This is a genomic window from Kineothrix alysoides (assembly GCF_000732725.1).
Lineage (GTDB): Bacteria > Bacillota > Clostridia > Lachnospirales > Lachnospiraceae > Kineothrix > Kineothrix alysoides.
Genome location: NZ_JPNB01000001.1, coordinates 1276849 through 1290875, shown reverse-complemented (window position 1 = coordinate 1290875; position 14027 = coordinate 1276849). Strand labels below are relative to the sequence as shown.

Genomic DNA, 14027 nt, shown 5'->3' with positions numbered 1-14027 from the left:
GCTACCTCTTATTCTATCTATAATTACGCCTTTTATAAATTACAAGGCTTCCAGTATCTCATCCGATAACTTCTTGATTTCTCTTCTAAGCTGTTCGTGGCTTATCTGCTCATTCTCTGTGAGCACATCGATGCACTGCACTTTATCTTTGATTCGGTTAAAGCGTTCCACAAGATGGAGCTTACTTTCGTATCCTTCTAAAAGGTTATCGCACCTTTTGATCAAATCGTGCACTCCCTGCCTGCTGATTCCCTGCTCCTGCGCGATCTCGCTGAGAGACAGGTCATTATATACCGCAGCCTCATAAATCTTACGCTGATGCTCCGTCAATAATTCTCCATAAAAATCATATAACAAACCTTGTGCTACAATTTTTTCCATAACGGTTCTCCCATGTATACGAAGAAATTCCTTTCTCGAACACATTGCATATCATACTATAAAGAAGTAAAGGTGTCAAGTGTTTTTTCTTGACACCTTCATCCCTTTATTTTCGATGGCATACTGCCCAACTTTTTCTTGAAAGCGCGTGCGAAGGTGGAATAATCCTTGAATCCGCATTCCATGGCTGCAACCATTGCCGGAACTCCATTCAAAAGCATGGAACGCGCCGTCACGATGCGCTTCTCCAGGGTGTACTGGTGAATGGAATATCCCGTTTCCTCCTTGAACTGGCGCATCATATGATACTTGCTCATATAAAAATTCTCCGATAAGTCATCAATAGACAACTCCTCCGATAAGTTCTCATTGATATACTGAATGATATCAATTATTTTCTTATTATATTTCGCCGTATGATGATAAGCAAATTCATTTTCCAGACAGGCTCTGTTCATCTGAACCATGAACTCCAGAAAAAGCAGTTCGCCATATAGCTCTCCCGCATAGCCGGAAGTTTTATCGTTCTCCTCCATTCTGCGGAGCGTCTCATAAAGTTCTCTGGTAACCACTGCCGGAAAGCGGACTACGTTGGTCTTTTCCTTAAAGGTTCGGCCGAAGCATTCACTCAGATCATAATCGTCTTTCGCATACCCTTCGATAAAGCTATGGTCGATATATAATATCATGCGCTCATAGGGTATAGAAAAATCCACTATAGGTTTATGTATCTCGTTTCGATTGACAAAGATGAAATCGTGAGGCTCTAACAGATATTTCTTACCCTCTATCATATAATCCGCTCTGCCGTTCAATAAATATATTATTTTATCAAAATCATGATAATGGTAATCGAATTTCCTGCTGTCGGAATCCTTCAAATGAAAGAACTTGTAGTGCTTATTCAGATACCCTGTTTTTTCATATGCTCCTGCTATGTCACTCATGTTTCCAATCCTTCATACTTATATTCACGTCTACGTCGCCCTTAATTCCGTCTACCCTGCCTGTAGAGGTATATTGCCACATGGAAAATTCATAAGGAAAATACAACGGAGTGCTGTAATATGCGAACCATTTATCGTACTCCTCCAGTTGGGTCAAATCAACCATGAGCATGAACGTTTTCAGGTTGCCATATATCATCGGCGTGTATCCTGCCTCTTTGATCCTCTCGCAAAAAGCGATGCATACGTTCGTCCAATCCTGCATTGTCATATCCTTCGTTCTTGGATTCTTCACCTCGATATCCTCCACATCCAGTACAATAGGATATGATATATCATAATCTGCGATATTTTCCAATACGAACTCCGCTTCCTCCACCGCTTCCGCCTCGTTAAGCGCCTGCGTAAAGAAGTATACGCCTACATCGATTTTATTTTTCAATGCCGCTTCCACGTTGTCTTCAAAGGTATCGTCCAAAACCAGCTTTCCTTCCGTGGAACCTCTTATCCCGAGACGAATGAATGCATATTTCACATCGTCCCCCGCCACCTTCTCCCAATCGATAGAGGCCTGGTATTTGGAAACATCGATTCCCTTGTGCGAAACCACTTCACCGTTTTCGAGATATTGAAGCGTCTCATCCTCATTCATAACGAACTGTTCCTCGTTATACGCATGATGCTTTATCGTATCCAAAATAGGGAAGAAATAGTATCTGCCGTCCGAAGCCACTACGATTTCTTCCGGATAAAAATACTTAAGCATAGCGGTGGTACCGTCCCCACTTTCCATTCTTTCCTTCATTTCATTCAGAATTTCCTCTTCCTTTTCCGATGATGCCTGTGAAGCGGCCTCCTCCTTCTTCTCCTTCAATTCCTCCTCCGTATAGGTGGTAATGGAATTGACCTCCTCTATATAAGCCAGCGCCTCGCTGACGTCCCCCTCAAGACTGCGGTTTTTTACCAAAAGGTAAAGACATCCAGTCAAGGCTCCCAGAGCAATAACACATAAAATTACAGACAGCCACATGCCACTATTTCTTCTCTTCTTTTTCCCCTGTCTCCTTCTGCTTCCCATTCCCGTATCCAAATTATCCGTTCCCCGTTTCTCCTATCTGGCCTTTACCAGTCAGATTACTGACTGTAAATGATAGATTTCATTAGTATCTTATTTCTATATTCTATCATACATGATAAATACTGTTCAAATCTTTTCGCTGAAATAACTCTTATATCCTTCTCCAAATATTTCCGTCGCACTGGTCACAATCATAAATGCGTCCGGATCCTCTTCCCTTACGATTTCCTCAATTCTCGGAGCCAGCGTTTTCTTCGACACGCACATAATTACCTGTTTATCCTTCCCGCTGTATGCCCCCTGCCCATTCAAATGGGTGACGCCGATGCCTAGATCCTCCAAAAGCCTGTCCGTAATCCCAGAAGAAAAATCGCTGATGACATAAATCAATTTCGCCTCATCCCTTCCGTAAAGAACCACATCCAGCATCATCGATGTAACAACTACGGCAATTCCGGCATACAGTGCGGAATCGATATCCTGAAACACGAAGGCGGAAGCCACCACCACACCCACATCTGTCAGGAAGAACAGCATTCCCATCTTCAAATGAGGATACCTTAGCCTTAAACACTTAATGATGATGTCCGTTCCTCCGGTAGTTGCTCCTCTTTTAAAAATAATACCCATGGAAACTGCAATCAGAACGCTTCCTGCAAGTGCCGCTAACAAAAGGTCATCCGTCGCCGCTCCCAAAGGTGCCAGAAGATTTGTAAAAAGAGAGGTGGCCGCAATTGCATAAAAGGTCGAAATAATGAATCTCACTCCGAACTTCCACATTCCCAATAAGATAATCGGTATATTAATAATCAAAATGAGAGTCCCCGTCTCCACCGGTACGATGCGGTTCAAAATAATAGCAACACCTGTCACCCCTCCGGGAGCCAGATTGTTCGGATCGATAAACTGACTGACTCCTACCGCATACACCACTGAGGCCAGCGTGATAATAATATAATCCAGAATGCGCTGTTTCACCGTCTTCTCTTCTTCCCGCTTCTTCTCATATTCTTGCTCTATCTCCAAAATATACTTATCTTCCTCCTCCCTTTCCTTCTCTCTTTTTTCCTCCTTTTCTTTTTCCATGGTCTTCCTCTTCTTTTCCTCTTCTATTTTTTCAAGTTGTATATTTTCATTTTCTTTCTTTATTTCCGGCTCTCTTTTTATATCATTTTCCTTCTTATCCATGAACTTCTTCCTGCCTCTCCACGCCAATCATCGTATCCCTTCTCTTTGATAAATATTTCCATTACTCCGATTTCTATTCTACCATACCGGACCTCTTCTTTCGAGCCTTACTTAATTTATTAAGCCTCTGATTCCAATCACCAGACGAAAAAGAACGCACCAAATATCTATGATGCGCTCTGACTATTTTATTTATATTTACATAATCGTGCGAACTGCCTTCGGTTTATAACCGTTTTGATGAAGTGCCACTATAATCTGTTTCTTGTGCTCCGGCCCGAATGCCTCCAGCGTAATTCTAAGCTCTACTGCAGCATTTCTGTTAATGGAAACAAACTGGTTGTGCTCCAGCTTGATAACATTACCGTTTTGCTTCGCGATCACATCCGATACGCGGCTAAGCTCTCCCGGCTTATCGGGAAGCAGTACCGATACGGTAAAGATTCTGTCCCGAAGTATCAAGCCCTGCTGTACTACCGAGGACATCGTAATCACGTCCATATTTCCGCCGCTTAAGATAGAAACGATTCTCATATTTTTTACCGGCAGATGCTTCAGCGCCGCTACGGTAAGAAGTCCCGAATTCTCCACGATCATCTTATGATTTTCCACCATATCGAGAAAAGCGACTACCAGCTCCTCGTCCTCCACCGCAATAACATCATCCAGATTTTCAGAAAGATAAGGGAAAATCTTGCTTCCCGGCGTCTTCACCGCCGTTCCGTCCGCAATCGTATTCACGTGATCTAAGGTAACAACCTTTCCCTCCCTCAAGGACGCCTGCATACAATTAGCTCCTGCCGGCTCCACTCCGATTACCTTGATTTTCGGATTGAGAAGCTTGGCGAGAGTGGATACGCCGGTAGCCAGTCCGCCTCCGCCGATAGGAACCAGGATATAATCCACTAATGGAAGCTCCTTGAAGATTTCCATCGCCACCGTACCCTGCCCCGTCGCTACCGCCAGATCGTCGAAAGGATGAATAAAGGTATATCCTTTTTCCTCTGCCAGCTCATAAGCGCGGGCACAAGACTCATCATAAACATCTCCGTAAAGAATTACCTCTGCGCCATAGCTCTTCGTTCTATTTACCTTAATAAGAGGTGTGGTGGTTGGCATGACGATAACAGCCCTCACGTCGTTGCATTTTGCCGCATAAGCAACTCCCTGGGCGTGATTGCCCGCGGAAGCGGTAATCAATCCCCTGCTCCGTTCTTCTTTGGATAAGGTGCTTATTTTGTAATAGGCACCTCGTACCTTATATGCCCCGGTAAACTGCATGTTTTCCGGCTTTAAGTACACTTTATTTTCTGTCTGAGTGCTCAGGTAATCGCTGTAAACCAGCTTCGTTTCCTGCGTCACCCTTTTCACTACCTCGGAAGCTTCTTCAAACCTGTCAAGTGTCAGCATCTTCTCGTCCAACTTACCTCATCCTCCATCCGTCTTACTGTTTCATTATACTATTACGAGCGTTCCGTACTCGCTTCAGGTGTTCTCCGCTCGTTACGAGCGTTCTACCTGTTGCAAGTGTCTTGGACTACTCTTCTTCTCCCGATACTTTTATATCGAAGAGTGCGTTTACAAACTGGTCGGAATCGAACTTTTGCAAATCCTCTAGGGTCTCGCCCACTCCGATATACTTCACCGGAATATTCAGTTCCGACTGAATAGCTACTGCGATTCCACCTTTTGCCGTCCCATCCATTTTAGTGAGAATGATGCCCGTCAGATCGGCCACCTCGCCAAAGTCCCTCGCCTGTTGAAGAGCGTTCTGTCCGGTGGTTCCGTCAAGCACGACCAGATTCTCCCTATGAACTCCGGGAAATTCCTTATCGATTATCCGGTTGATTTTTTTCAGCTCTTCCATCAAATTCTTTTTATTGTGAAGACGCCCTGCTGTGTCGCATAAAAGCACGTCTACATGTCTGGCCTTGGCCGCGTTCACCGCGTCGAAAATCACGCTGGCGGGATCCGATCCCTCCGAACCTCCGATAATATCCACTCCGGCACGGTTCGCCCATTCCGTAAGCTGTTCTCCTGCCGCCGCACGGAAAGTATCTGCCGCTGCAAGAAGTACCTTCCTTCCCTGATCCTTCAATATACCTGCCAGCTTTCCTACAGAGGTGGTCTTTCCAACACCGTTCACACCAATTACAAGAATAACGGACTGCTCCTGCTCGAAGTCATATGCCGTCTCTCCCACCTTCATCTGCTCCTTGATGCTTTGAATCAAGATTTCCTTACACTCTGACGGCTGTTTGATATGATTTTCCTTTACTTGTCCGCGAAGCTTTTCGATAATGGCATTCGTAGCGTTAACACCGATGTCTCCCATAATCAGAATTTCTTCCAATTCCTCGTAAAAATCTTCATCAATCGCGGAGAAGCCGTTAAAAACGGAGTCGATTCCATTTACAATATTATCTCTGGTCTTGGTAAGTCCGTCCTTAAGCCTTCCAAAAAAGCCTTTCTTTTCCTCGCCCATGTGCCCTCCTCTATGAGTTGTTAAATAGTTTAATCGTCAAGGTCCTTATCGATTAAATTAACGCTTACAAGCGTTGACACACCCTTTTCCTGCATCGTAATACCATACAGTCGGTCCGCCTTTTCCATTGTACCACGCCTATGGGTAATTACAATAAATTGTGTGTATTTTGTTAATTTATGTAAATACTTAGCAAACCTGCCTACGTTATTTTCGTCCAGAGCCGCTTCTATTTCATCCAACAGACAAAACGGTGACGGCTTTAAATTCTGAATGGCGAAAAGCAATGCGATTGCTGTCAGCGCCTTTTCTCCTCCCGAAAGCTGCATCATATTCTGCAGCTTCTTTCCGGGGGGCTGGGCAATAATACGTACTCCTGCCTCCAGAATATCTTCGTCCTCCATCAGCTCCAGCGTTCCCTTTCCGCCTCCGAAAAGCTCCTTGAATACTTTATCGAACTCCTTGGCTATTTCGGTAAACTTCTCGTTGAACTGTTTACGCATGGCAGTATCCAACTCCTCGATAATGTGTGTCAAGGTTTTCTCCGCCTCCACCAAATCATCGTGCTGGGTCTTTAAAAACAGATAACGCTCCATCAAATTCTTATAATCCTCGATAGCGTTGACATTAACATCACCCAGCTTGCGGATTCCATCCTTTAACGATGCGATTTCCTTCTTCATCGACGAAAGGTCCGTCATTTCTTCATCTCTAAGGGAGGCTGCGTCCGAAAGGGTGATTTCATATTCATCCCACATATAGTTGATCTGGCTTTCGATGGATTCCTCCAGCTTCTCCTTCTGGGAACTTAAGCGGTATACCTCTTTATCCAGAGCAGACATTCTCTCAGAAAGCTCTTCTCTCGTAGCGAAAAAGTTTTTCTGCTTTGCAGATAGCTCTTCCTTCTTCGTGATGTCTTCTTTCATCTTCACTTCCGCATCACTTCTTGAGGTATTAGAGGACACGATTGTCTTTTCGATTTCAACAATGTTCTGCGCCTTTCTCTCTATGTCTTCCTCATTTCTTTCAAGGCCCTCCTTGATTTCCATAAGCTCGGACATGAAGCGGGCGATTTCGTTGTCGATACGATCCACGTTCTGTTTATGGAAGCCTTGCTGCTGGAGCATCTTTTCCACTCCCACGTCGTGCTCTGCCACTACCTTAGACTGCTCGGACTCCTTCAGCCTCTGCTCCTCCAGTTCCTTCTGGAACTCGTTGATCTGAAGCTCCACTTGTTTTTCCAGGTTTTCTGATTCTTCCAACTCCTTCTGAATACCCTCTTTGCTGGATTTGATCTCCACTATCTGGGTCTCGATTTCCTTCTCCTCAGTTTTCAGCTCTCCGAAGCCTTCCTCCGCCTCGCTTTTTCTCTCCTGCGCCTTTATAACGTTCATCCGCGCCGTATTCTGCTTGATGAATTCCTCCTGCAGTCTGGATTTGGTATCCTCCAATTCCATGCGAAGCTTATTTCTAAGCGTTTTCGTCTCCTCGATATCCTCCAGCAGCAAATCAATTTCTTCCAGATACTTTTTAACCTTGGCGTTCAATTCCTCCATCTCACGCCTGCGTCCGAGAAGATTACTGCTGTTTTTAAATGCTCCGCCGCTGATAGCACCGCCCGGCACAAGAAGCTCGCCCTCTATTGTAACCATTCGGATGCCGTAACTATACTTTCTCGCTATTTTAACGGCGTTATCCACATGATCTACTACCACGATGCGCCCAAGCATGGACTTTGCCACATCCTTATATTTCTTGTCCATCTGCACCAGTTCGTCCGCCATGCCGATGACACCTTTCTCCTTCAGCGCCTCCAGGTTCTTGAATTCCTGCGGATCCTTGATGCTCGTAAGAGGTAAGAAAGTTGCCCTCCCGGCTTTGTGTGCCTTCAACATGGCAATCATCCGTTTTGCAGTCTCCTCATCCTCCGTGACAATATTCTGAATATTGCCGCCCAAAGCGGTCTCTATCGCGGTTTCATACTTCTTATCCACTTTGATTATATCGGCTACCACGCCGATAATACCTTTTTCTTCGTCCTTGCATTCCATGACACGCTTTACGCTGCCGCCATAACCGTCATATCTCTCCGTTAGATTAATCAACGCTTCCATTTTGGATTTCTCTTGGTGATAGACCACCTGCGTATCCCGAAGTTTCTGATCCTTGGTGGAAAGCTCGTTATGCATGCCGCTAAGGCGCTCTTCGATAACTGTCTGAGAATCGTTCAGCCGGCGAATTTCTCCGTTAATGTTCTCAAACTCCTCCTGAAGCTGCTTAATGGTCTCTTCCTGCTTCTCCTCGTCCGATTTTGCCCGCAGCAATCTGGAATTCAGCTCGGCCTTACGTATATTAGCCTGCTCCAGCATCGTATCGTAGCGGCCGATTTTAGACTTAATGGTGGCCCTGCCGTTCAGCGCATCGATAATCGTATTCTTTCCGGCCTCGATATGGTTATTCAGCTCCTCGATCTTACCCTGAACTTCGTTCAGTAAACGCCTCGCTTCATCCCTTATACCTTCTATTTCAGCCAGCTTCCCATCGATTTCGCTTTTATTTTTTAAGATATCTTCTTTGTCTATGTTTTTTGCGTCGATTTCCTTCTGCACCGTTTCCAGACGGGAACGAAAATGACTCTCGTTTCCTTTGGCAGAATTGATCTGCTCCTTTAAGACATTGATTTCGCCCTCCAGTTTACCTCGCAAAAGTCCGGTATCCGTAAGCTGCGTGCGCGCCGACTCGATGGACTCGTCCAGCATCTCAATCTCTCCCTGAATCTGCTCATACTCCGCCTTGATGCCCTCATACCTCTCCGTGGTCTCCTGCAAATCGCTGCCTGCAATACCATATTTTTGCTCTACGGCCAGAAGCTGCTCTTTGATGCGGTTATTTTCCAAGAGGAACACATTCACGTCTAACGTCTTCAATTCTTCTTTTTTCTTTAAATAAATTTTTGCAATTTCAGACTGCTTTTCGAGCGGTCCTGTCTGCTTTTCAAGCTCTGACAGAATGTCTTTCACACGAAGCAGGTTCTGCTTTTCATCCTCCAGCTTCTTCTGCGCCGCAAATTTGCGGCGTTTAAATTTTACAATGCCTGCCGCTTCGTCGAAAAGCTCTCTTCGATCTTCCGGCTTTCCGCTCAGAATCTTATCGATCTGCCCCTGCCCGATGATGGAATAGCCCTCTTTACCGATACCGGTATCGTAAAATAATTCATTCACGTCTTTTAAACGGCAGGGTGTGCCGTTTAACATGTATTCGCTCTCTCCCGAGCGGTATATTCTTCTGGCTACCGTTACCTCATCGTAGTCCACTGCAAGCTGATGATCCGAATTATCCAGCGTAATGGCCACATAAGCGTATCCTAACGGCTTTCTAAGCTCCGTCCCCGAAAAAATGACGTCCTGCATAGAGGCCCGCGAAGCTGTTTAATGCGCTGTTCTCCTAATACCCAGCGCACTGCGTCAGCTACATTACTCTTTCCGCTTCCGTTCGGACCTACGATTCCGGTGATTCCATTATGAAACTTAAAATTAATTTTATTTGCAAATGATTTAAACCCTTGTATCTCAATACTTTTTAAATACATAGTTACTCCCATTACCCCTTTTTAGGCTTTGCATGCCAGAAGGGCTTCATAAGCCGCCTGCTGTTCTGCCGCCTTTTTCGTTTTTCCGACACCTCTTCCCAAAATCTTTCCGTTCACCCTCGCTTCAATGACGAATCTCTTGTTATGATCCGGTCCCGTCTCGCTGACGAGCTCATAGCGCAGAGTTCCCTTGCTGTCCTTTTGCACTTCCTCCTGAAGCAACGTCTTGCTGTCATAAAATAGTTCTTTATTTTCCAAATCAGACAATATAAAACGGTGGATGAAAACGCTGGATGCTTCGTATCCTCCATCCAAATATATAGCGCCGATAATAGCCTCCATAACATCCGCAGTAATGGAATCGCGTCCTCTGCCGCCTGTGGATTCTTCTCCTCTGCCAAGCTGTATGTAACTGCCGATTTCAATATCAGCCGCACAAAAGGCCAAAGCCGGCCCGCATACAAGCGCAGAACGCTTTTTCGTAAGCTGCCCTTCCGGCATTGTCGGGTGCCTTTGATACAAAAAGTCGCTGGTTACCAGCTCAAGCACCGCATCCCCCAAAAATTCCAGACGTTCATAATCCTTCGCTCTTTTAATCTTCTGTTCGTTGGCAAAGGAACTATGGGTAAGTGCCTGTTTTAATAACTCCTTATCCTTAAAACAATACTCTATTTTGCCTTCCAACTCATTCAAATCATTTTCCGTTAACATCACATTCCCCCATAAACATCGAAAAAGCCCTTGATATAGGGCTTTCGATACTCTACATAGTTACTAATTCATAGCGCTCTTGATTAACTCAACCGCCTCTTCAACCGTACTAATCTTTTCAGCCTCTTCCGCAGGAATCTCAATGTCAAATTCTTCCTCAATTCCCATAACAATTTGAAATACATCCAAGGAATCAGCTCCTAAATCATCCGCAAAAGTAGTTTCCAGCGTAATTTCCTCCGGGTCCACGTTGAGCACCTCGGCAATGATTTTTTTTAATTTTTCGAATTCCATGATAATAGCCCTTTCTTATTCATTCTCAAGAGTAATTTTTTCTTTTATTTTATCATTAATCTTCTGCTCGCTAAATGTGATACATTGAAGAACAGAATTTTTGATTTCGACTGCTTTTGAACTGCCGTGTGTCTTTACTACCAGTCCCTTGAGCCCCAAAAGCGGCGCACCGCCGTATTGCTCCAAGTCGAAAGTCTTTAAAGTCTCCTTTAAGGCAGGCTTTACTAACAATGCACCTATTTTACTACGGAGGGAAGTCATCATTCCGGCTTTTACCTTCTTAATGAGCGTTCCTCCCACTCCTTCGTATAATTTCAAAATAACATTTCCTACGAATGCCTCGCAGACAATGACGTCCGCATAGCCTGCCGGAATATCTCTCGCTTCGATGCTTCCGATAAAATTGATGTCCGGACAGTTCCTTAACAAAGGAAAGGTTTCTTTTACAAGAGCGTTCCCTTTATCCTCCTCGGCTCCGATATTAACAATCGCAACCTTGGGATTCTTAATTCCCATAATGCTTTCCATATATACGCTTCCCATTTTCGCAAATTGTACGAGATGGGAAGACCTGGCATCCACATTGGCTCCGCAGTCGATCAAAAGTGCAGCGCCCTTTTCCGTCGGTATAAGAGGTGCTAAAGGCGGTCTCTCCACTCCGTTTAACCGTCCTACGATGACCTGTCCTCCGACTAGTGTCGCCCCGGTACTCCCTGCAGATATATATGCATCGCAGGTTCCTTCCTTCACCAACTGAAGAGCTTTCACAATGGAGGAATCCTTCTTCTTGCGAATTGCCATGACCGGAGGCTCTGCCGTCTCGATAACTTCCGCCGCATTTACGATTTCCACCTGCTGCGAAGGGTAATTGTACTTTTTCAGCTCATCTTTGATCCTATCCTCAATTCCTACCAGATAGATCTTAACTTTACTGCTCTCCTTTACCGCTTCAACCGCACCCTTTACGATTTCTTCCGGCGCATTGTCTCCGCCCATCGCATCGACAGCAACTTTCACCAACTCTGACATATGCAACCTCCTAATATCTTTCTTTAATATACTAAACCCATATATAAAAATCAAGTTGTTTTTCATACACAAAAAAATTTTGTTTCACACGCGTAGCTGCGCATCCATTTTCATGCAATAGGGGGCACCTTCCTAATATAGAATAAAGGTATGCTTCAAACACTCCCACCGCCAAACACTTTAGCAGCATACTTTTTGTTCCGCGCGTGTAGCTGCGCATTCATTTTTCATGCAATAGAGGCTCTTTCCTATTGCATGAAAAAAGGTCTTCCTAATTTATTAGGAAAACCTCAGCTTTTCAATCATTAATCTACTGCGATAATTTCTTTTTTGTTGTAAGAGCCACATTTTTTGCATACTCTGTGGGGCATCATAAGAGCACCGCATTTGCTGCATTTAACCAATGTAGGAGCGCTCATTTTCCAGTTCGCTCTTCTCTTATCTCTTCTACCTTTGGAAGATTTATTCTTGGGACAAATAGACATTGTTACACCTCCTTATTTGCATCAAAGATATCTTTTATCCTTGCCATTCTCGGATCGGGTACAAATGTATCACAATCGCACGCTTCCGCATTCAGGTCTTTTCCGCACTTCATGCAAATTCCTTTGCAGTCCGGCTTGCACAAGACCTTCATCGGCAAGTCCATAAAACACTCATTCTTAATTAAGCCGTCTACATTAAGCTGGTAACCTTCCATGAAATTCTGCTCATCATCCTGCGCGTCTTCCTTATATTCGTCCGGTCCTTCCACCGTCCGCATAAAGTCGAGTGTCACCTTCTGATTGACAGACTTCAGACATCTGTCACAGCTCATGGCAAATGTGAGTTCCATCTTCCCCTCAATAGACGCTTTGTTCGTTCCAAGATTAGTTAAAGTAAGTGTCAAGGGTGTCTTCTGGATTACGGGAAAATCGCCTAAACGGCAATTCAGCTCCGCTATATCCACATCTACCTGCTTCTCCACCACTTTTCCTTCGGATGTTAAAACATCAGTTAGGTTCATTAACATAGCTGACTCCTTATGAAAATAATCATTTTCACACTTTGTCAATTATACATATCGTATACTTTTTTGTCAATAGTTATTTTTGTTACTGTGAACGGAGTGAACAGTAACTTATTTTACCAGTGCAAACGTTTCTCTTGCTATTGCCAGCTCCTCATTGGTAGGAATGGCGAGTACCTTTGTTCTGGAACCTGCCGCAGAAACCACGGTTTCTTCCCCTTGTGCCTTATTCGCCTGCTCATCCAAAGCGATTCCCAGAAAGCCAAGATAGTCGCAAACGAGGTTTCGGATAAATCCGCTGTTTTCTCCAAATCCTGCTGTAAAGCAAATGGCATCCACACCGTTCATCGCTGCCGTATACGCACCGATATACTTAGCCACTCTGTAGGCGAAAGCCTTCATCGTGCGAACAGAAGCTGCGTCACCCTTTTCATAGCCTGCTACCAAGTCTCTGAAATCGGAGGACAATCCGCCGGAAAGCCCTAACACTCCGGATTCCTTATTGAGAATATCCATAATCTGATCGATGTTTTTTCCTTCTTTATGGGCGATAAATTCAATAATTGCCGGATCGATATCGCCGGAACGGGTTCCCATGATCAGGCCTTCAAGGGGCGTAAGTCCCATAGAAGTATCCACGCATTTTCCGTTCTTCACCGCCGACACGCTGGCTCCGTTTCCCAGATGACATACGATAATCTTCAAATCCTCATAGTTTTTGCCTAGAAGCTTTGCCGCCCTGTGGGATACATAGGAATGGCTGGTGCCGTGAAAGCCGTACCTTCTCACCTTATATTTCTGATAATACTCATAAGGAATCGCATACATATACGCTTCCTCCGGCATCGTCTGATGGAAAGCGGTATCGAATACGGCTACCATAGGTGTCGACGGCATAAGCTCCCTGCATGCATCAATGCCCACAAGATTTGCCGGATTGTGCAGAGGCGCAAGCTCATTGCACTCTTGGATTGCCTCAATCACTTCATCGGTGATAATGGTGGAAGCGGCGAACTTCTCTCCGCCGTGCACGATACGGTGTCCCACCGCGCTGATTTCCTGAAGGCTTTTTACAACACCCGCCTTCTCATCCGTTAGAGCATTCAGAACAAGCCCTATCGCCTGTGTATGATCCTTCATCGGAGTTACCGTTGTTATTTTTTCTCCTCCGGTAGGAGCATACACTAACTGACTTCCTTCGATTCCTATTCTTTCACAAAGTCCCTTTGCAATCAACTTCTCATCCGCGGCGTTTATTAACTGAAACTTAAGAGAAGAGCTGCCGCAGTTTATTACTAATATATTCATTTTTATAC

At 44.8% G+C, this 14027-nt stretch carries 12 protein-coding genes and 1 pseudogene; all 13 read right to left on the bottom strand.

The annotated features are described in order from the left end of the window. Positions 1 to 39 precede the first annotated feature (39 nt). Positions 40 to 381: a YlxM family DNA-binding protein gene (gene ylxM, locus CC90_RS0106075; RefSeq protein WP_031389906.1), complete on the bottom strand. Its 342-nt coding sequence runs from the start codon at positions 379 to 381 to the stop codon at positions 40 to 42. A gap of 98 nt (positions 382 to 479) precedes the next feature. Next, the gene (locus tag CC90_RS0106070) at positions 480 to 1328 is read right to left on the bottom strand and encodes an AraC family transcriptional regulator (protein WP_031389905.1); all 849 of its coding nucleotides are present in this window, start codon (positions 1326 to 1328) and stop codon (positions 480 to 482) included. Beyond that, positions 1321 to 2418, bottom strand: coding sequence for a glycoside hydrolase family 25 protein (locus CC90_RS22960; RefSeq protein ID WP_051869305.1), 1098 nt, complete (start codon positions 2416 to 2418; stop codon positions 1321 to 1323). The genes CC90_RS0106070 and CC90_RS22960 overlap by 8 nt, the downstream gene beginning before the upstream one ends. 114 nt (positions 2419 to 2532) lie before the next feature. Beyond that, the gene (locus CC90_RS0106060) at positions 2533 to 3594 is read right to left on the bottom strand and encodes a YitT family protein (protein WP_242843250.1); all 1062 of its coding nucleotides are present in this window, start codon (positions 3592 to 3594) and stop codon (positions 2533 to 2535) included. A 198-nt stretch (positions 3595 to 3792) separates the two neighbouring features. Then, entirely contained in the window at positions 3793 to 5004 is a 1212-nt protein-coding gene (gene ilvA, locus CC90_RS0106055; RefSeq protein WP_031389902.1) for a threonine ammonia-lyase, read from the bottom strand. 127 nt (positions 5005 to 5131) lie between these two features. After that, positions 5132 to 6079, bottom strand: coding sequence for a signal recognition particle-docking protein FtsY (gene ftsY / locus CC90_RS0106050; protein ID WP_031389901.1), 948 nt, complete (start codon positions 6077 to 6079; stop codon positions 5132 to 5134). Between the two features lie 29 nt (positions 6080 to 6108). Further along, positions 6109 to 9668: pseudogene (smc, locus tag CC90_RS22155) on the bottom strand (chromosome segregation protein SMC). A gap of 21 nt (positions 9669 to 9689) precedes the next feature. After that, on the bottom strand, positions 9690 to 10379 hold the full coding sequence (rnc, locus tag CC90_RS0106040) for a ribonuclease III (protein ID WP_031389900.1): 690 nt from the start codon (positions 10377 to 10379) through the stop codon (positions 9690 to 9692). Positions 10380 to 10442: 63 nt separating this feature from the next. Next, entirely contained in the window at positions 10443 to 10673 is a 231-nt protein-coding gene (gene acpP, locus CC90_RS0106035) for an acyl carrier protein (protein WP_031389899.1), read from the bottom strand. A 15-nt stretch (positions 10674 to 10688) separates the two neighbouring features. Then, positions 10689 to 11702: a phosphate acyltransferase PlsX gene (gene plsX / locus CC90_RS0106030; protein ID WP_031389898.1), complete on the bottom strand. Its 1014-nt coding sequence runs from the start codon at positions 11700 to 11702 to the stop codon at positions 10689 to 10691. Positions 11703 to 12007: 305 nt separating this feature from the next. After that, positions 12008 to 12187 (bottom strand): 50S ribosomal protein L32, encoded by a 180-nt coding sequence (gene rpmF / locus CC90_RS0106020; RefSeq protein ID WP_031389896.1) that lies wholly within the window; start codon positions 12185 to 12187, stop codon positions 12008 to 12010. 2 nt (positions 12188 to 12189) lie between these two features. Next, complete coding sequence (locus CC90_RS0106015; RefSeq protein WP_031389895.1) at positions 12190 to 12714, bottom strand: YceD family protein; 525 nt, start codon at positions 12712 to 12714, stop codon at positions 12190 to 12192. Between the two features lie 108 nt (positions 12715 to 12822). Further along, positions 12823 to 14019 (bottom strand): acetate kinase, encoded by a 1197-nt coding sequence (locus CC90_RS0106010; RefSeq protein WP_031389894.1) that lies wholly within the window; start codon positions 14017 to 14019, stop codon positions 12823 to 12825. Positions 14020 to 14027: the final 8 nt, after the last annotated feature.